Raw genomic sequence first — 17826 nt, forward strand, 5'->3', positions numbered from 1 at the left:
AGACCACCATGGCCGATGTTTCGCTGCGGGGCGTCCGCAAGTCCTATGGCTCGGTCGAGGTCGTCCACGGCGTCGACCTCGAAATCAAGTCCGGCGAGTTCGTGGTTTTTGTCGGCCCATCGGGCTGTGGCAAGTCCACTTTGCTGCGCATGATCGCCGGGCTCGAACCGATTTCGGGCGGGGATATCTCGATCGGCGGCAAGGTTGTCAACGACATACCCTCGCCTCAGCGGGGCATCGCCATGGTGTTCCAGAGCTATGCGCTCTACCCCCATATGTCCGTCTACGACAACATGGCCTTCGGTCTCAAACTCGCCAAGACACCAAAAGATGAAATAGATCAACGGGTTAGAGAGGCGGCAAGGATCCTGCAGATCGAAGGATATCTCGATCGCATGCCTAAGGCCCTCTCCGGCGGCCAGCGCCAGCGCGTCGCCATCGGCCGCGCCATCGTGCGCGATCCGCGGGTATTTTTGTTCGACGAGCCGCTCTCCAACCTCGACGCATCGCTGCGCGCCCAGACCCGGATCGAGATTGCCAAGCTGCACGATACGCTAACGGCCACAATGATTTACGTCACTCACGACCAGGTCGAAGCCATGACCCTGGCCGACCGCATCGTGGTGCTCAATGCGGGTAGGATTGAACAGGTCGGCACCCCGCTCGAACTATACCGCAACCCCGTCAACACCTTCGTCGCCGGCTTCATCGCCAGCCAACGCATGAACTTCACCCCGGTGACCATCGAAGCCGGAAAACTGGTCCTGCCCGGCAACAAAAGCCTCACCCTGACCCACCTGCAGCTGGCCAATGTGCGCACCATCGGCATCCGGCCCGAGCACCTGGTGCTGGCCGATGCGGCCAATGCGGACCTGACGGGAACCCTGTCGGTGATCGAGCAGTTCGGCGAATATGCCCTGGCCTATGTCGAGCTGCCGAGCGGTGACCTCGTAACGGTTAAGCTCGATGGTGCCCCCGACCTGCAGCTGCATCAGACGGTTCACATCGGTGTGCCGCCCGACGCAGTCCATCTCTTTGACGAGGCCGGCCGCGCGCTCCGCTAGCGCTCGACCGACCATGCCGGTCACCCCCGGTGGCTTCTGATGATCTTACTGATCACCACCAGTGACGACAGTACAATCGCCGCCGCCATGGCCGGATGCAGCATGGAGGAAAGACTGGCTTCGGCATCGGCCCGAAACAGCCTGCCGATGAAGGGGATGGCAAAGAGACCAGCCGTGAGCCCGACCCACCAGCGCAGTGCCCTGACCCGCGCATCGCGCAACACCGCGTAGCTCAGCAAGACGACAGGAATTGTGGTGACGAGGCCGAAGCCGCTGAGGATCAATACAGGGATGGCATAGGCGGACCAGGAAAAGTAACGCGGCGCGATTCTGCCGGCCTTGCGGTTCGATTGGGCCGTGTATTCGAGGGTGGTCATGTTCAGTTTCCTTTGAAAATGGTCCGCCGACGCACCATTGCGCCGGCTGCAGGGTTAGCGGACCGTCCTCGGTCCAAATGCGGCGGTAGTGGCAGCGGCGAGCAAGGCAAGGCCCGCAGCGGTGAGAAAACCCCAGCTGTGACCGGCGCTCAGCGCCTCGACTGGCGGCATGCCGGCTTCGGCCAGTGCGATCGCGCGGGTGGCCGAGATGGTGAAGATCACCGCCAGGCCAATGGCCGACCCGATCTGCTGGCTGGTATTGACCAGGCCACTGGCAAGGCCGGCATCGGCTTCTCTGACGCCCGAAACGGAGAGTTCCGTGCCCGCAACGAAGGCGCCGCCGAGGCCGGTGCCGATGAGCAGGCTCGGCCCCAGCAGATGGACGAGGAAGCTCGCATCGGCCGGCGCGAAGGAAAGCCAGGCAAGGCCTGTGGCAAAGGTCAACAAGGAGGCGACCAGGGTGTCGCGCGAACCGAGGCGTGCGATGGCGGCAGGAGCCATGCCGGCCACCAACACCAGCGTCATGGCCAGCGGCAACTGGCTGAGGCCGGCCTTCATCGCGTCATAGGCCAGTACGTCCTGCATATAGAGCGAGAGGGCAAAGAAGAGGCCCGTGACGGCGCCGCCTATCAACACCACGGCCACATTGCCGGTGCTGACGGCGCGGTTGGCCAGGATGCGGAAATCGACCAGGGGTGCCTTCGACTTGATCTCGATGACGACGAAAGCAATCAGCAGAGCGATGCCTGCAGCAAGCAGGCCAAGGGTCAGCGGAGCAAGAAAGCCGATTTCCAGCACCACTGAGAGCGCGGTGACGATGGCGACAAGGCCGGCCGTGACGGTAAGGGCGCCCGGAATATCGAGGGGCGCCCGGGTCGCCGCGACCTGATCACGGCCAATCAGGAACGGAATGCTGGTGAGGACGAACAGGCCCACTGGCACGTTGATGAAGAAGATCGACGCCCAGCCGAACTGTGCGGTCAGGACGCCGCCGAGCAGCACCCCGGCAACGCTGCCCAGACCGGCCACGGCGCCCCAGATGCCCAGTGCCTTGTCTCGGCCTTGGCCCGTAGGGAATAGCTGCATGAGCAGCGAAAGCGCGCCGGGGGCGAGGAGTGCCGCCGAAGCGCCCTGCACGGCGCGCGCCGCCAGCAGCAAGCCGCCATTGGGGGACAGTCCGGCTGCCAGCGAGGCGGCGATAAAGCCGCCCGTCCCGACGAGAAAAATGGTGCGGTGGCCAATGCGGTCAGCCAGACGCCCGCCCAGCAGAAGCAGGCCGCCAAACGGCAGTACATAGGCGGTAATGACCCAGCTCAACAGCGACGGATCGAGGCCCAGTCCCTGGCCGAGCCGGGGCAGGGCGATATTGACGATGGAGGCGTCCAGCACCACGAGAAACTGGGCCAGGGCGAGGAAAGCGAGCGCCAGCCATCGACTGGCGCTACGGGAAGCGGGAAGGGATTGAGCAAGCGTTGTCATGATCGAGTTCTCCTAATTTGAGTGATTAATCACTCACTAAATTGACGATGAATGGGCTGCGTTTGGCGGCTTGGCCTGGATTGTTTCCATGCGTGCGGTCGAAACGGGTGGTCTTATCGTGGTCGGCGGGGCTGCCCAGCGGGCCGCGCGGTGCGTTCTCAGTAGTGGCTCATCCCCTTCCACAGTGTTTGTGCCCAGTCGTCGTTGAGCTCGGTCAGGTCGGTGGTGACGATAAGGTGGCAGAGCTGGCCGAAGGCGATGAAGCTTTGTACGGCCGCGTCGCTGGCCCCCGAGCGCGCCTTGGCGAGGCGCACCAGCGTGGCAAGCCCCCGCCGCACCACGGCCTTGACCGCGGGGATATCGGCAGCGCTCTGGGCGTGAACCTGGATCATCAGGACGTCCCGGTCGACTATCAGCCGGGCATACGCCTCACCCATGGCCTTCAGAATGCCCTCGGGACTGCCGTCAGGGGCTGTATCAGCTGCAGCCGTCAGCGTTTCGAGGATGATCTCGTAGCAGCGCTCCATGGCCGCCACGAACAGCACTTCCTTGGTTGGATAGAGCTTGAACACATAGGCCTGCGAAATGCCGGCCTTGGCCGCGACAGCGGCGACCGGCGTCGAGCCATAGCCCGACTGGGCAAAGACCGAGAGGGCCGCTGCAATGATGCTGGCGCGACGGGTATCGGCATCGGAGAGTTTAAGGTTCGTGCTCATAAATAGAGTGTGTAGTCACTCACCATGCAGAAGTCAAGTGTGCTGGCATTTCCTCAATGCCTCAAGCAAGGAACGGCTCAAACCGGCTCAATGTCAGCTCGGTCAATGAGTCGGCTATGTGTCAGTTGAGGATACCCCAGCGTCGGCGCGGCCCCATTGGCCGCACCACTCGGAACCGTCAACCTAGTAGGACCGCCATCATGCGCTGGGCTGCCCGGGCATCCTCGAGAACCGGGGTCAGGTCGGTCACCTGATCCAGCGAACCGACGACTGGCAGGGCCCGAATGATCGGATCCTCGATTTCCGCCACCGTAGCTTGGATGAGGTCATCCGCATTGATCGTGGCAAAAGGGCGCTCGTGATAGGGGCCGATGACGGGCTCCACCCCGACGCCAATCCCGTCGGCCTGTTGCCGATGCGCCAATGCAAGATAGGCCGAGGCCAGGGTATTGCCGCGTTCTTGCCATTGGGGGGCTTCCAGGACGTTGTTCAGGAGCGGCGCCAACGTCGCCGACAGCGGGAGCTTTGCAAAGGCGCTGCCCAGCCATTTCGCATATGGCGCGTAGCGCCGCTCCAGCAGAAAAGCCATCCGCATGACGTCGCGCACCAGCCGGCTCGCGATGACGCGGGAGCCCAGATCGTCTCCCACCTGACCAGCCCGGCCAACGAAGGCCTGCTCCTCGGCAATACGCCGCCACTGACAGGCAATCTTGTAGAGCCACACATCCCGCGGAAAATAAGACAGTGCCGCCCGCGCCTGGGTCAGGCGGTTGTCATCGTCGTGGAAGACCGCGCCTGCGGTAAAGGCGAGCAGCCGCTGCTCGGACAGGCCAAGCCATTGCAGCGGACCAAGCCCATCCAGGGATTGGATTGCTAATGCGCCGTCCAGCCGGCTCTCAAGGGTGTGGATTTCAAGACCATGATCGGCGGCGCCAACGGCCTCCGATCCACTTGCCGGAGGATGAGGCCGGCTCCGCCAGCCAATCGGTTCCCCGAGAAACTCGGCTGGGGCAACGGTCGAGAACTCCTCCACCAGGCGGTGGGCATGGGCAGTGAAATCCTCACGCGAAACAAGGAGATGAACCCTTGGTCCCCAGTTGTGATCCTTGGATATCTCGTCATCAAAGCCCAGCAGTTCAGATCCATAGCCGATCAGCGCCGCGGAATGTTTGAGTCCGGGGCCCGCGCCGTCCAGCCATGGGCGGATAGCTTCGAAATAAAAGCGGCGCGAAAGCTCGATGCCCTGCAAAACTCACCCCCCAAAGTGCCCGGAATTCTCCCCAGACTGCGCATTGTGAGGCAGGGCCTGACCGGTTGGAAGACCATATCCTTGCACAGTCAGATCGCACCGGAAAATCTCCCAATAGACAACACAGCCGCTGTTACCGATCCATTCGCCACGGGAACCAGTGCGGCGGACCCTATTCGGCGGCTGCCGAACACGATTTCGAATCCTTTTCGCGGCGTTTGCGGCGCCGTGGATACTTTCATTTTGATCAGGCCAGATCGCGCGGGCGCACCCGCGCGCTGGACGTCGGGCATTACGCCGACATTGGGATGCGCAGATGACGTTCGAACCGGTGCGTGACGTGTTCGATGCCGGAGGGCGCGGGTTGCAGCATCACGGGCTGCGCCGGGCCAATGAGCGTGCCGTGCTGACAGTGATTGCCTTCAATGCCGGCGTATCCAATGCCGAGATTGCGCGCCTGACCGGCCTGGCACCACAGACCGTCTCGGCCATTCTGACAGACCTGGAACAGGCTGGGCTGACGTCCCGTGGCGACGTGCTGCGGGGGCGTCGCGGGCAGCCCGCAACCCCGATCTTCCTGCGTGCCGACGGCGCCTATGCCTTGGGCGTCGAAATCGGCTGGCGTCATGTCGAGGCGGTACTGGTCGACCTGCATGGACAGGTGCTGGCGCGCCAGCATCGCGACCATGCCTTCCCCGATGCCAGCAGACTGGCGACCGACATCGCCAGCATGATCAACACCATAGGGGTGGACCTACCGGACCCGCAGCGCGAGCGACTGCGCGATCTTGGCGTGGCCATGCCCACCAATATCGCCGGCAATCTGCATCTGGTCGACGCTCCGCAGGCGCAGCGTATGCTTTGGGACAAGCTGGAAATAGCCGATGAACTGGGGCGCCGTACCGGATTGGCGGTGACGACAGTCAATGACGGCAATGCCGCCTGCTGGGCAGAGCTCATCGCATCCCCCCGGCCACGACCTGCCGATTTCATCTATTTTCTGATCTCGCGCTATATCGCGGCCGGCATTGTGGGGCAGGGGACCCTGTGGGAGGGGCCGAGCGGCAATTCTGCCAATCTGGGATCCATGCTGGTGAGCGACGACGGCGGGCGCCTGCAGGCCGCCCATTTCGTTGCCTCGCTGACCGCACTCGAACAGCGCCTCGCGGAAGCGGGCTTTGCGGTCGATTCCACGCGGATCGATGAATGGGACTGGGCGGGCTTCGGCGGCGTGCTCGACCAGTGGATTGCCGACAGCGCAAGAGCACTCGCCAGAGTGGCGTTTAACACTACGACGGTGATTGAAAGCGGCTTGGTGGTCGTGGACGGCATCATGCCGGCATCAATCACCGCACGGCTGGTGACGCAGCTGAAAGCCGAGTTGCAGCGACTGCCCGTTGCCGCCTTTGTCCCGCCCCAGGTGTTGCCGGGCCATCTTGGCGCCTTGGCACCAGCAATGGGGGCCGCTCAACTCACGCTCTATCGTCGCTACTTCTCACGCACGCTGGCGGACCTGACTGGTTGATGCAGCGCGGTCAAGACTGTCCCGCAGGTGTCCGCTTGGCGTGAAAACCACCGTATGCCTGGGCAGGATGCGATGCTCGGTTCCGGTGCGCGGATTGCGTCCCAGCCGCTCGGCCCGCGAGCGAACTTGAAGTGAACCGAAAGCGGTGAGTTTGACGGTTTCTGCCTGCATCAGGGCTGCGCCGATCATTGCAAACATTGCGTCACAGACCGCGGCAGCATCGGCCTTGCTGACGCCTGCGCGACGAGCGGCAACGTCACTGAGCATGGCTCGCGTGATTGTTTTGTTCAAAGCTATGTCCCCCAGCTCTTAAATTCATAGGTGGAAGTTAAGCTCCTGTCGAGTCGAGGCTACACCGCGTCGAAAGATGAACCCTAATCTCAAGTTAAATTGACATTTTTTAGAATGGTTATAAGCTGGCGGTCATTCTATGAAGCGGCAAAGCCCTGTTTGAGGGCCATCGCCCTTCACGCCCACCCCAAGAGAGGTCCGCAGTGAGACTGACGCGTCAATCCAACTATGCGATCCGTACCCTGGTCTATTGCGCCGTCAATGAGCCGGGCCTCAGCCGGGTCGCCGATATCGCCCGGGCCTACAACATATCCGAGCTTTTCCTGTTCAAGCTGATCAAGCCGCTCGTGGAGAATGGCCTGCTGGCCACGGTGCGCGGCCGCCATGGCGGCATCCGCCTCGGCAAGAAGGCGGAAGACATCACCTTGCTCGACACCATAAAGCTCACCGAGGAGAGCTTTGCCATGGCCGAGTGTTTCGAGGATGGCGCCGATTGTCCGCTGATCGGGGAATGCGACCTCAACGGGGCGCTGCGCGAAGCTCTGGGCGCGTTTTTCGAGGTGCTGGCCAGCTACACTATTGCCGACCTTGCCAGCAAGAAACGCTCCATCCGTGACCGCCTCGGGCTCAGCACGCTCGAAGCGGTGATGGAGCCCGCGCACTAGGGACCAGTTCGACGGAGCGAATAACATGAGTTTGACACTCATGTTATTTTATGGTTTTCTCCCGTCATAGCGCGGTGCTGATCGGTCCTGGGGGGCTCGACGATCATCGCCGCGCCGAGACGACGGGGCTTGCTGCTACCGTCTCCCCGGGCAGGTCAGGGTCCTCAACGCCCTGACCTGCCTTTTCTTTGTCCGCTAGCTATGCTCTATCCGCGCCATGGCCGCAGCACCCCTTCTTTCGCTACAGAATATCCAACTGACCTTTGGCGGCACGCGTCTGCTGGAGAGCGCCGAGCTTATCGTGTCGCCCGGCCAGCGCATCGCGCTGGTGGGCCGCAATGGCTCTGGCAAATCAACCCTGCTCAAGATCGCCGCCGGCGATGTGACGCATGACAGTGGCGTTCGCTTCGTCGAGCCTAGCGCTACCTTGCGCTACCTGCCGCAGGAGCCGGACCTTTCCGCCTATGCAACGACGCTGGAATACGTCGAAGCGGGGCTTGGGCCTGGCGACGACGAGTATCGCGCGCAGTATCTGCTGAGCTCGCTGGGTCTGACCGGCGCCGAGAATCCAAGAAACCTTTCGGGCGGCGAAGGCCGCCGCGCCGCGCTGGCCCGGGTGCTGGCGCCCAAGCCCGACATCTTGCTGCTGGACGAACCCACCAACCATCTCGACCTGCCGGCCATCGAATGGCTGCAGGCTGAACTCGATTCGCTGCGCTCGGCCATGGTGCTGATCAGCCACGACCGTCGCTTCCTTTCCGACCTGACGCGGGCCACCGTCTGGCTTGATCGCGGCGTTACCAGGCGCCTCGACAAGGGTTTTTCTGCCTTCGAAGCCTGGCGCGACGATGTGCTCGAAGAAGAAGAGCGCGACCGTCACAAGCTCGACCGCCAGATTGTGCGTGAGGAGCACTGGTTGCGTTACGGCGTCACCGCGCGGCGCAAGCGCAATGTGGGGCGACTTGAGCGCTTGGGCAACCTACGGCAGGAGCGGCGCGAGCAGCGTCGCGTTACCGGTTCGGTCAATATGCAGGTTTCCGAGGGCCGCACCTCCGGCGCCCTGGTGGTGGAAGCCGAAAATATCTCCAAGAGCTATGGCGACCGCACCGTGGTGGGCGACTTCTCGACCCGCGTGCTGCGCGGCGATCGTATCGGCATTGTCGGCCCCAACGGTGCGGGCAAGACCACACTGATCAAGATGCTGACCGGCCTGCTGCAGCCCGACAGCGGCACTATCAAGCTCGGCTCGGCCTTGGAACTGGCCATGCTCGACCAGGGCCGCGCCAAGCTCGACCCTGATACGCGGCTCAAGGACGCGCTGACCGGTGGCGGTTCGGATACGCTCCAGATCAACGGCCAGCCCAAGCATGTCGTGGGCTACATGAAGGACTTTCTGTTCAGCCCCGAACAGGCCAATACGCCGATCGGCAAGCTTTCGGGTGGCGAGCGCGCCCGCGTGGCGCTGGCGCGGGCCCTGTCATTGCCGTCCAACTTCCTGGTGCTGGACGAGCCGACCAACGATCTTGATCTCGAAACCCTCGACCTGCTCGAGGAAATGGTCAGCGACTATGCCGGGACGGTGATCGTGGTCAGCCATGACCGCGACTTTCTCGACCGCGTCGCCACCTCGGTGATCATTGCCGAGGGCGAGGGCGTCTGGATCGAATATGCCGGTGGCTATTCCGATATGGTCATCCAGCGTGGCGAAGGCGTTACCGCGCGCGGCAGTGCCAAGGCGCATCGCGCCGGCAAGACCAGCCTGGCGCAGACCGCGGCTGCCCCGGCGGCCAGTGCCAAGCGCAAGCTCAGCTTCAAGGAAAAGCATGCGCTCGAAACCCTGCCCAAGGAGCTCGAGCGGATCGAGGCCGAGATCAAGGCGATCAACGCCGCGCTGACGGCCCCCGACTTCTACACCCGTGACCCGTCCGGCTTCGCCGCCAAGTCCAAGGCCCTGATCGAGGCCGAGGCCAAACGGGCCGCGGCAGAGGAGCAGTGGATGGAACTCGAACTGCTGCGGGAAGAGCTGGAAGGCTAGGCGCCGTCAGCCTTTCAGCTCGCCCAGTCGAATTTCGGCTTGGCCAGATAATGCAGGTTCTCGGGCGCTTCGCCGCCGATGCGGCGCAGCAGCAACGCGCCCATGTGGCGGCCGGCATCGACGAAATCCTCGAATACGGTCTCGGCGCCGGGTTGGAACTGGGCGAACATCTCCGACGATTGCTTGGACACGACGTGAGCGGTCTGGCCCACCTGCTTACCGCTGTCGTTGAGCGCGCCAATCACTGCCAGGGCAGAGACTTCCGAAGCGCAGACCCAACCATCGGGCCCGTCCGGACGCTTGGTGCGCTTCATCACATAGGTGCGTATGGCGTCTGTCGGACTGCCCAGATTGACGTCGGCGGCGAACTCATAGTCAACGCCTGCCTCCCGGGCGGCTCGTGTGAGGCCAGACTTCAGGTGGTCGGTATAGGTCAGCGCGCTGTCGGGCAGGATGATCGATATCTTCCTGCAACCCTTGCTGACCAGCCGCATCGTGGCGCCATAGGCATAGGCTTCATTGTCGAAATCGACGGACGGATGGGCCTCCGGCCAATTGGTGCGGCCGTGGCTGACAAAGGGAAAGTCATTGTCGATGAGAAAGCGGATACGTTCGTCGAAGCTCTCTGCCTTGGAGAAGATAACGCCATCGGCCATGCGGTTGCGCACGATGTGTCGGATCGGCTCGAGCGGCTGCACATTGCGGAACAAGGGTGTGATGACGATGTGGTAGGCCGTATCGCGCACCGCTTCGGTCAGCCCGGTGACGATGGAAGAGCCGAAGCCATAGATCTGCTCATCCGGCTCAAGCACCAGGGCGATGACATTGGTGCGGCCGGTCTTGAGGCGAAGCGCGGCCCGGTCGGGCAGATAGCCAATCTCCGCTGCTATCTTCTGCACCCGGTCGCGCGTTTCCTGGGCCAGTTCCGGCGCATTGTTGAGGGCGCGGGAAATAGTGGTTACGGCAAAGCCGGTCATCTGCGCGATGGTCTTGAGCGTCGGCTTGCCGGATGGCTTGACGCCGCGCTTGCCCTTGCTGGCAGCCGGCACGTCGTCTTCGGACAATTTATCTACCCCTCGGACCCACCTTCATCTGGTGGTGACGCTCGTTGAGCAGGGACAACACCAGATTGTCCCTCCCACTTCAAGCGTCCCATTGCTCTGCAAGGCGGACGAGCGCCAAATCGGTAACATATCAATGCTCAGATTTGCTGGCACACGACCAATGTCGAGCAGCCTTTTCTCGAAATTCTGCATTCTCTGGCGGTGCCCACACTAGCAATCGCGCCCAAACGCTCCTATCTTGCCGTCACTGCATCGGCACATGCCGATGTTTGCCGTTCAACCAGCGGGAAAGGAATGAAGATGACTACATCGATTACCTTCACCATCCATGCAGGTTGCTCGTACGTACGCTCCGACCTCCACGCCAAACGCTGGCAAGGGACCTGTCGCTCGAAACGAATGTGACCTCCGTCACGCCTTCGTCTCACTCTTCCGATAGAACCCCAGCGTTGCCGGCCAGGATGGTGCAAGCTCCTTCGCTCACCCATTATTGGCCTGTGCAATGCGCAAGTGGAGAATCCACCCATGCAGGAACGCAGTCTCGACCGGGCCAAGGCCCACAAGCCCATAGTGATCGAAGTCGCCGGCGAACCGCTCGGCGTCGTGGTGCCCCATGCCGATGGATATCGGTTTCTTGCCGTTAAGCTGCCCGCCTTTGCCATCGATGGCCAACATTTCGAAACGGTTGAAAAGGCCCACTTTGCCGTGTCGCAGGCCGTTCGCAACGGTACGCTCGACCCAGCAGCATGAAAAAGGCGAGGCTGGTGCCTCGCCTTTGCATTCCCGAAATGGCCACGTGGCTAGTCGTCGTTCGTCGCGTTGAGCTCTTGCGGGCGCTTGCCCTCACTCACCGGAGGCACGGGATCCAGCGCAATATCGATCGCTTCAGCCAGGGCCTCGATATCGACACGGGTCGCGCCCTCGCGCGCCTGACGGTCCAACTCTGCCGCTATGGCTGTTGCGATGGCCTGGCGACGAACGCCCTCATCGCTATCCATTGCCATCGATTGACACTCCCTGCTCGTCGATGCGCACCTCCACGCCGGGGCGTGCTTGCTGCTGCTGGTACGAGTAGAGGCCAAAACCGACGATCGCGACCAGCAGGATGGCGATCACGGCATACAATCCATTGCGACTCATAGAAAACTCCTGACGCTTGCATCCCATGCAACGCGCCAGCGCGGTACTGGTTCACGTGGAGCCCTATTCTTGTGCAGCAATGCTGCGCAGGGCCATGACGAAGGCTGTGATGCTGATCGCCAGCGGGCCCGAATTGTCGATGATGATCGGGGTAATGCCGGCCGGCACCGGGGCGCTTTCCCGCGCCAGCCGCGCCGTGATCTGGTCGGCATTCTCGCGACCGCGGCGCACCAGGCGCTCGGCGCGCCGGGAAATCTCGGCGGTGATCAACGCCACGGCGCAGGCGGGATACTTGGCACGTGCCTCCGCCACGACATGGCGCGACACATTGGCCACCACCACCTTGCCCAGGGCCAGATCCGTGTCGACGCTCAGAGGCAGGGCATAGCGCAGGTTGTGCGCGTCCCAGGAGAGCGCAAAGCGGCCAGCCGCCTCCATCTGCCGAAACGTCTCGGGGTCGACGCTGTCATGCTCCTCGCCGCCGGCATCGGCCGGGCGCGTCACGAGCCGCCTGACAAAGACGAAACGCTTGTCATTCTCCAGGGCCTGGCGGGCGCCCCCGATCAGCGTGTCCTTGCCAACCCCGGAGGGCCCCACGACCAGGACAAGTGATCCGAGCGATTGCACCATGCCGTCAGCTTACCCTCTTGCCCTGTCGCCAGACGCCGCGCACCACCGGCATGCCGCCAATCACCTGCACGCGCACCAGATCGGCCCGCTTGCCAATGGCGATTTCGCCACGGTCATCCAATCCGGCGGCCCTGGCCGGATTGCGCGTCACCGTTGCGAGGGCGGCGGCCAGTGAGAGGCCTTCAACCCGTTCGGGCAGGATGAAAGCGGCTTGCATCAGGGCGAACGGCACATAATCCGAGCTCAAAATGTCCAACAGTCCTGCCCGCACCAGATCAGTCGCCGAGATATTGCCCGAATGCGAGCGCCCACGCACCACATTTGGCGCGCCCATCAGGATTGCGAGCCCTGCATCATGGGCGGCAGCGGCCGCTTCCAGTGTGGTGGGGAATTCGGCGATGGCGACGCCATCGCGGGCAGCCTCCTCGATATGGGCGAGGGTCGCATCGTCATGGCTGGCCAGCGACAGGCCCAGTTTCCCGGCACGGCGCACGATATGGGTGCGGTGCGGCTCCGAATAGCGGGCATGGTCGGCAAGGCGGTCGGCAATGAAGCGTTCAAGCTCCTCTGGCGAGCGCCTGGCGCCATAGAAGCGCTTGTAGTCGTCCAGCGAGCGGAACTGCCGCTGCCCGGGCGTATGGTCCATCATCGAAGCCAGCCGGACTTCGGGATGGGTGGCATGGGTCTCGAACTGCTCGATCACGTCGTGGCTCGGCAATTCGCAGCGCAGATGGATCAGGTGATCGGCACGCAGCCAGCCATCGCCCAGCCCGCTCGCAATGGCGCCGGTGAGCGCCTCCACATGCTTGCCCATTTCGGGCATGTCGCTGTCCGAGCCGATGCGCACGGCATCGAACACGGTGGTGATGCCGGAGCCGGCAATCTGCACGTCGTGCGCATGCAGGGCCGCCCGCGCATCCCAGAACACGCCGGGGCGGGGACGATAGTGGTTTTCAAGATGGTCGGTATGCAACTCGACGAGGCCGGGGATCAGGTAGTCGCCATCGAGATCCTCGCCCACCTGCGATGGCCCTGCGGCAAGGCCGGCAATCAGCCCGTCCTCGACCGCGAGGCTACCCTCGATCACCTCGTTGCCAAGGACGATGCGGCCATTGCGGAAAGCGATGCTGCTCATGCGCCCAGCCTGAAATCGCCGACCCGGCGAAATGGCTTGCCGGCCTCGGGTTCGTGAAACAGGCTGAGCCGGTCCAGGATGACCTCGTCTTCAAGCACGGGTCCAAACCATGTGGCGGCGGCCTGCGCGATGTCCTGCGCATCCTCATCCCCGAGCCGGTCGGTCAACGTCATGTGGAAACGGAACTGCTCGAATACATAGGGGTAGCCATAGGCGCCGAGCAGTTCGATCTGCCGCTCGCTGAGCCCCTTGGACGCGCGGGCGGCATAATCCTTGGTCGACATCGGCGCACGGAAGGGATCGAAATCCTCCACCACGTGCGCCGCGAAATCGGCCAGTGCCTCGTTCTCGCCATCGACCATCAGGGCGAGGAAGCCCTGGAGGGATGCCAGCCTGAGCTTGCCCAGGTTGACCGGCCGGTGCCGCGCAGCAAACTCGTCCAGCGCGGCACGCAGGTCGGCCTCGTTGTAGCCATCGGCCAGCGCCATGGGCGCCTTGAGCGTGGCGTGGAAGCCATAGCGATTGGCGGACTGGGTGAGGTTGAGTAGCCGGTCCCGGTCGATGCCGGCCACGGGTCCGTTGAACAGGTCGCCATCGTTGGCGTCCCGCCCCAGCCAGGTGGCAGCCCGTTCCCAGAGGTTGCTGGTGGCGGACGGGGCAAAATAGATCGCGAATCGTTCGGTCATGGAAACTCCTCACCCCAGCCGCTAGGCGTACTCTGTGTCGGTGGTTTGACACCTGTGCACGCAGCCTCATGCTGGCTACCCTTGCCCGCAGCGAATCGCAAGCCGAGAGAAACGATGGATCGCGCCCTGCTTGAACAGATGTTTCACCGTGCCGTGGCGCAGGCGCAACCCGCCCTGGGCGTGCGCCTGCACCTGCCGGAACGGCCGGCGGGTCGCACCGTGGTGATCGGGGCCGGTAAAGCCTCGGCCCAGATGGCGCGGGCTTTCGAGGAGGCCTGGGATGGCCCGCTCACCGGGCTGGTGGTGACCCGCTATGGCTATGCCGAGGCCTGTTCACGGATCGAAATTGTCGAGGCCGCTCATCCGGTGCCCGACGAGGCCGGGTTTCTCGCGGCCCGGCGCATCCTGGAGACAGTATCGGGCTTGAGCCCGGACGATCTTGTCGTCACGCTGATTTCGGGCGGCGGCTCATCGCTGTTGCCAGCGCCGGCCCCGGGCCTGACGCTCGACGATGAGCAGGCGATCAACCGCGCGCTACTGGCCTCGGGCGCGCCGATCTCGGTGATGAACCTGATCCGCAACCAGTTTTCCGCCATCAAGGGCGGGCGCTTGGCAGCCCATTGTGCCCCGGCGCGTGTCGCTACCTTGGTCGTTTCCGATGTTCCGGGCGATGACCCGGCAGTGGTCGCTTCCGGCCCGACCATTCCCATGGCCGGCACGCGCGAGCTGGCGCGCAAATATGCCAATCTCTACCGGCTCGACCTGCCGCCTCATGCCCACGCCCTCCTGGCGGGGGACGACAATCTCGCGCCCTTGCCGGGCGATCCGGTCTTTGCCCGCAACAGCGTGCGCACCATCGCCTCCGCCGCTCTCTCGCTCGAGGCAGCGGCCGAGCTGGCGCGCCAGCATGGGATCGAGGCGGCGATCCTTTCCGATTCCATTGAGGGGGAATCGCGTGACGTGGCGCAGGTCCTGGCGGCCATGGCGCGCGAAGTGTCGCAGCGCAACCGTCCCTTCAAGAAACCGGTCGTGCTACTCTCGGGTGGGGAAACGACGGTGACGCTGCGCGGCCGGGGCAGGGGCGGTCGCAATGCCGAATTCCTGCTTGCCCTTGCCATCGCTATTGATGGTGTAGAGGGCATCAGTGCCCTGGCAGCCGATACCGATGGCATCGATGGCTCCGAAGACAATGCCGGCGCCTTTGTCGATGGCGGAACGGCAACGCGCCTGCGTAAGGCGGGCCTCGATCCGCTGGCAGCGCTGGCAGCCAATGACGCATGGGGCGCCTTCAATGCCATAGGCGACCTGCTGGTGACCGGGCCGACCGGCACCAATGTGAACGACTTCCGTGCCATCGTGATCCGCTAGGCGTTGGTACGCTTCCGCGAGACGCGCTAGGCTGTTATCGGCGATCGCAAGTCAGGGGAACGGGACATGGCAAAGGCAGTTGGCATTGGCGGCGTCTTCTTCCGGGCCCGGGACCCGGCGGCGCTCAAGGCTTGGTATGAGACCCATCTTGGCATCACCGGCTTCTGGAACCAGCAAGCAGGCCCCACGGTCTTTGCCCCCTTCATGTCCGATAGCGACTATTTTCCCGCCGACCGCCAGACCATGCTCAATATCCGGGTCGATGACCTTGATGGCTTGATCGCCCAACTGACAGATGCGGGCATTGCCGTCGAAACGCGTCCTGAAGAATGGGATAGTGCCGAAACGGGTCGCTTCGGACGGATCATCGATCCGGAAGGCAACCATATCGAGCTGTGGCAGCCACCCGCCACCTGACAACAAAAATCATACAATTCCACGCTCGGCCCCTTGGCAGGGATGGGGTCGCTCTGTTCTATACGCGGCACTTTCAAGGAGAGCCGTCTCATGGCCAAGCGCAGGATCGCCGTTATCGGCGTGGGCAAGATCGCACAGGACCAGCACCTGCCAGTGATCGACGCATCCGACGATTTCGAACTGGCGGCGACGGTGTCGATGCGCGGGCTGAGTCACAATGGCCTGCCGGTATTCAAGACACCGGCCGAGCTCTATGCGGCCCTGCCCGATATCGGGCTGGTATCGATCTGCACCCCACCGGGCATCCGCCATCAATATGTCCGCGAGGCGCTCGACGCCGGCAAGGACGTGATGATGGAAAAGCCCCCCACCACGACCATTTCCGAGCTCGACGACCTGATTGCCCATGCGCAGCGGCTTGACCGGGTGCTCTATCAGACCTGGCATTCCCAGTATAATGCGGCGGTCGATCGGGCCAAGGCGATCATCGCCGAGCAGGGCGTCAAATCGGTCCGCATTGACTGGCGCGAAAGCGTGCGCAAATGGCATCCCGGTCAGGACTGGGTCTGGGAGCCCGGCGGCTTCGGCGTGTGCGACCCCGGGATCAATGCACTGTCCATCTTCACCAAGGTGATGCCATTCCCGGTCTTTGTGGAAAGTGCCAAACTCACTTTCCCGGCCAACCGGCAGACCCCGATCGATGTCGAGATCGCCTTCAAATCCGGCCAGTTACACCAGCCCAGGATGTCGGCTGGTTTCAACTGGCTGGAAGAGAGCGGCGAGATCTGGACCATCCGCTTTGAGACGGGCACGGGCGACGTGGTCAAGCTCGAAGGCGGCGGGCGGCGGCTATTGGTCAACGATCAACTGGTGCTCGAGCATGGCGACGCCGAATACGCCGCCATGTACGATCATTTTGCCGACCTGCTCGACCGTCACCAAAGCGACGTGGACGCCGCGCCGCTGCGCTTGATGAGCGACGTCTTCTTGATGGGCGCCCGCGAGAACGGTCCGGATTTCGAGTGGTAGGTTGAAACGCCTACTGCCCAGCCTCGGTCAGCGCTTTGAGGTCGTCTTCGCTGAGCTTGAGCCGCACCCCATTGGCAAGGCTCTTTACCTGCTCGACCGAGGTTGCTGAAGCAATGGGCGCGGTGACACCTGGCTGAGCCACCAGCCAGGCCAGGGAAACCTCGGCGGGCGTTGCGCTATTGGCCTTGGCGACCCGATCGAGCGCGGCGAGAATGCGCTCGCCTTTGGCATCGAGATATTTCTCGGCGCCGCCACCCCGCGGCGATTTGCCGAAGTCGGGCTTGCTGCGATACTTTCCGGTGAGAAAGCCTGCGGCGAGGCTGTAGTAGACGACCGTACCGAGATTTTCCTCCAGCACCACGTCGCGCAGCGCTTCGAATTCGGCGCGGTCATAGAGATTGTAGCGCGGCTGCAGCACCTCGTAGCGCGGCAGCGATTTGATCACCGCGGTGTCATTGGCCTCTTTGACCATGGCGGCGGTGTAGTTCGAGGCGCCGATAACCCGCACCTTGCCCGAGCGCACCAGGGGGTCATAGGCGCCGAGCGTTTCCTCGTGGCTGGTCTCGGCATCGGGCCAGTGGCTGAAATAGAGATCGATATAGTCGGTCTGCAGCCGCTTGAGCGACGCTTCGACGGCCGTGCGGATCGCTTCGGCGCCAAGCCCGCCCGGGCTTTTTCCCGAATTGACCTTGGTGAAGATATGCACCGCCTCGCGGTTGCCGCGCGCCTTGAGCCAGTTGCCGATAATCGTCTCGCTCATGCCGGGTGGGTTTCCGGGCACCCAGTTCGGATAGCCTTCTGCCGTGTCGATAGCGGTGAAGCCCGCCTCGACATAGGCATCGAGAATGTCGAAGCCCTGCTTCTCGTCGACGGTCCAGCCGAAGACGTTGCCGCCCAGGACCAGGGGTTCGATGACAAGTTCACTGCGTCCGAGCGGGCGGCGATCCATGGTGCTT

General features: G+C 63.2%; 20 protein-coding genes. 8 read left to right on the forward strand and 12 right to left on the reverse strand.

Annotation, left to right across the window (positions count from 1 at the left end; all coding sequences use genetic code 11):
* The first annotated feature begins 8 nt into the window (after nt 1–8).
* Entirely contained in the window at nt 9–1064 is a 1056-nt protein-coding gene (locus tag ACLI1C_RS01805) for an ABC transporter ATP-binding protein (protein ID WP_411395142.1), read from the forward strand.
* 20 nt (nt 1065–1084) lie between these two features.
* On the opposite strand, the gene ACLI1C_RS01810 is transcribed toward ACLI1C_RS01805, so the two are convergent.
* From ACLI1C_RS01810 to ACLI1C_RS01825, 4 genes are all read right to left on the reverse strand, one after another.
* Nucleotides 1085–1441: a hypothetical protein gene (locus tag ACLI1C_RS01810; protein WP_411395143.1), complete on the reverse strand. Its 357-nt coding sequence runs from the start codon at nt 1439–1441 to the stop codon at nt 1085–1087.
* A gap of 54 nt (nt 1442–1495) precedes the next feature.
* Nucleotides 1496–2920 carry an MFS transporter gene (locus tag ACLI1C_RS01815; protein WP_411395144.1) on the reverse strand — a complete coding sequence of 475 codons (1425 nt, stop codon included), beginning with the start codon at nt 2918–2920 and terminating at the stop codon, nt 1496–1498.
* A 158-nt stretch (nt 2921–3078) separates the two neighbouring features.
* The gene (locus ACLI1C_RS01820; RefSeq protein ID WP_411395145.1) at nt 3079–3636 is read right to left on the reverse strand and encodes a TetR/AcrR family transcriptional regulator; all 558 of its coding nucleotides are present in this window, start codon (nt 3634–3636) and stop codon (nt 3079–3081) included.
* A 178-nt stretch (nt 3637–3814) separates the two neighbouring features.
* Entirely contained in the window at nt 3815–4885 is a 1071-nt protein-coding gene (locus tag ACLI1C_RS01825; protein WP_411395146.1) for a DUF4037 domain-containing protein, read from the reverse strand.
* A 316-nt stretch (nt 4886–5201) separates the two neighbouring features.
* Between ACLI1C_RS01825 and ACLI1C_RS01830 the strand changes: the two genes are divergently transcribed.
* Nucleotides 5202–6410 carry an ROK family transcriptional regulator gene (locus tag ACLI1C_RS01830; RefSeq protein ID WP_411395147.1) on the forward strand — a complete coding sequence of 403 codons (1209 nt, stop codon included), beginning with the start codon at nt 5202–5204 and terminating at the stop codon, nt 6408–6410.
* On the opposite strand, the gene ACLI1C_RS01835 is transcribed toward ACLI1C_RS01830, so the two are convergent.
* The gene (locus ACLI1C_RS01835) at nt 6381–6701 is read right to left on the reverse strand and encodes an HU family DNA-binding protein (RefSeq protein WP_411395148.1); all 321 of its coding nucleotides are present in this window, start codon (nt 6699–6701) and stop codon (nt 6381–6383) included. The two genes, ACLI1C_RS01830 and ACLI1C_RS01835, sit on opposite strands and share 30 nt — an antisense overlap.
* Before the next feature lie 203 nt (nt 6702–6904).
* Between ACLI1C_RS01835 and rirA the strand changes: the two genes are divergently transcribed.
* Together rirA and ACLI1C_RS01845 are read left to right on the forward strand one after the other, a co-directional pair.
* Complete coding sequence (gene rirA, locus ACLI1C_RS01840; protein WP_411395149.1) at nt 6905–7366, forward strand: iron-responsive transcriptional regulator RirA; 462 nt, start codon at nt 6905–6907, stop codon at nt 7364–7366.
* Between the two features lie 217 nt (nt 7367–7583).
* Complete coding sequence (locus tag ACLI1C_RS01845; protein WP_411395150.1) at nt 7584–9401, forward strand: ABC-F family ATP-binding cassette domain-containing protein; 1818 nt, start codon at nt 7584–7586, stop codon at nt 9399–9401.
* Between the two features lie 14 nt (nt 9402–9415).
* Here ACLI1C_RS01845 and ACLI1C_RS01850 read toward each other — a convergent pair whose 3' ends face one another.
* Nucleotides 9416–10465, reverse strand: a complete 1050-nt coding sequence (locus ACLI1C_RS01850; protein ID WP_411395151.1) for a LacI family transcriptional regulator — start codon at nt 10463–10465, stop codon at nt 9416–9418.
* Between the two features lie 525 nt (nt 10466–10990).
* On the opposite strand from ACLI1C_RS01850, the gene ACLI1C_RS01855 reads away from it, so the two are divergent.
* Entirely contained in the window at nt 10991–11215 is a 225-nt protein-coding gene (locus ACLI1C_RS01855; RefSeq protein WP_411395152.1) for a hypothetical protein, read from the forward strand.
* A gap of 50 nt (nt 11216–11265) precedes the next feature.
* Here ACLI1C_RS01855 and ACLI1C_RS01860 read toward each other — a convergent pair whose 3' ends face one another.
* The 5 genes from ACLI1C_RS01860 to ACLI1C_RS01880 all read right to left on the reverse strand — a co-directional run bounded on the left by ACLI1C_RS01860 (nt 11266) and on the right by ACLI1C_RS01880 (nt 14056).
* Nucleotides 11266–11469: a hypothetical protein gene (locus ACLI1C_RS01860; RefSeq protein ID WP_411395153.1), complete on the reverse strand. Its 204-nt coding sequence runs from the start codon at nt 11467–11469 to the stop codon at nt 11266–11268.
* Entirely contained in the window at nt 11456–11605 is a 150-nt protein-coding gene (locus ACLI1C_RS01865) for a hypothetical protein (RefSeq protein WP_411395154.1), read from the reverse strand. The genes ACLI1C_RS01860 and ACLI1C_RS01865 overlap by 14 nt, the downstream gene beginning before the upstream one ends.
* A gap of 63 nt (nt 11606–11668) precedes the next feature.
* Nucleotides 11669–12235 carry a phosphonate metabolism protein/1,5-bisphosphokinase (PRPP-forming) PhnN gene (phnN, locus tag ACLI1C_RS01870; RefSeq protein WP_411395155.1) on the reverse strand — a complete coding sequence of 189 codons (567 nt, stop codon included), beginning with the start codon at nt 12233–12235 and terminating at the stop codon, nt 11669–11671.
* A gap of 4 nt (nt 12236–12239) precedes the next feature.
* Nucleotides 12240–13370 carry an alpha-D-ribose 1-methylphosphonate 5-triphosphate diphosphatase gene (locus tag ACLI1C_RS01875; RefSeq protein WP_411395156.1) on the reverse strand — a complete coding sequence of 377 codons (1131 nt, stop codon included), beginning with the start codon at nt 13368–13370 and terminating at the stop codon, nt 12240–12242.
* Nucleotides 13367–14056, reverse strand: a complete 690-nt coding sequence (locus ACLI1C_RS01880; protein WP_411395157.1) for a DUF1045 domain-containing protein — start codon at nt 14054–14056, stop codon at nt 13367–13369. Before ACLI1C_RS01880 ends, ACLI1C_RS01875 begins: the two co-directional genes overlap by 4 nt.
* Nucleotides 14057–14170: 114 nt before the next feature.
* On the opposite strand from ACLI1C_RS01880, the gene ACLI1C_RS01885 reads away from it, so the two are divergent.
* From ACLI1C_RS01885 to ACLI1C_RS01895, 3 genes are all read left to right on the forward strand, one after another.
* On the forward strand, nt 14171–15424 hold the full coding sequence (locus tag ACLI1C_RS01885; protein WP_411395158.1) for a glycerate kinase: 1254 nt from the start codon (nt 14171–14173) through the stop codon (nt 15422–15424).
* A gap of 66 nt (nt 15425–15490) precedes the next feature.
* On the forward strand, nt 15491–15841 hold the full coding sequence (locus ACLI1C_RS01890; protein ID WP_411395159.1) for a VOC family protein: 351 nt from the start codon (nt 15491–15493) through the stop codon (nt 15839–15841).
* A gap of 90 nt (nt 15842–15931) precedes the next feature.
* Complete coding sequence (locus ACLI1C_RS01895; protein ID WP_411395160.1) at nt 15932–16870, forward strand: Gfo/Idh/MocA family protein; 939 nt, start codon at nt 15932–15934, stop codon at nt 16868–16870.
* Between the two features lie 10 nt (nt 16871–16880).
* Here ACLI1C_RS01895 and ACLI1C_RS01900 read toward each other — a convergent pair whose 3' ends face one another.
* The gene (locus ACLI1C_RS01900) at nt 16881–17819 is read right to left on the reverse strand and encodes an aldo/keto reductase (protein WP_411395161.1); all 939 of its coding nucleotides are present in this window, start codon (nt 17817–17819) and stop codon (nt 16881–16883) included.
* Nucleotides 17820–17826: the final 7 nt, after the last annotated feature.

It is taken from the genome of Devosia sp. XGJD_8 (assembly GCF_046614475.1).
Classification (GTDB): domain Bacteria; phylum Pseudomonadota; class Alphaproteobacteria; order Rhizobiales; family Devosiaceae; genus Devosia.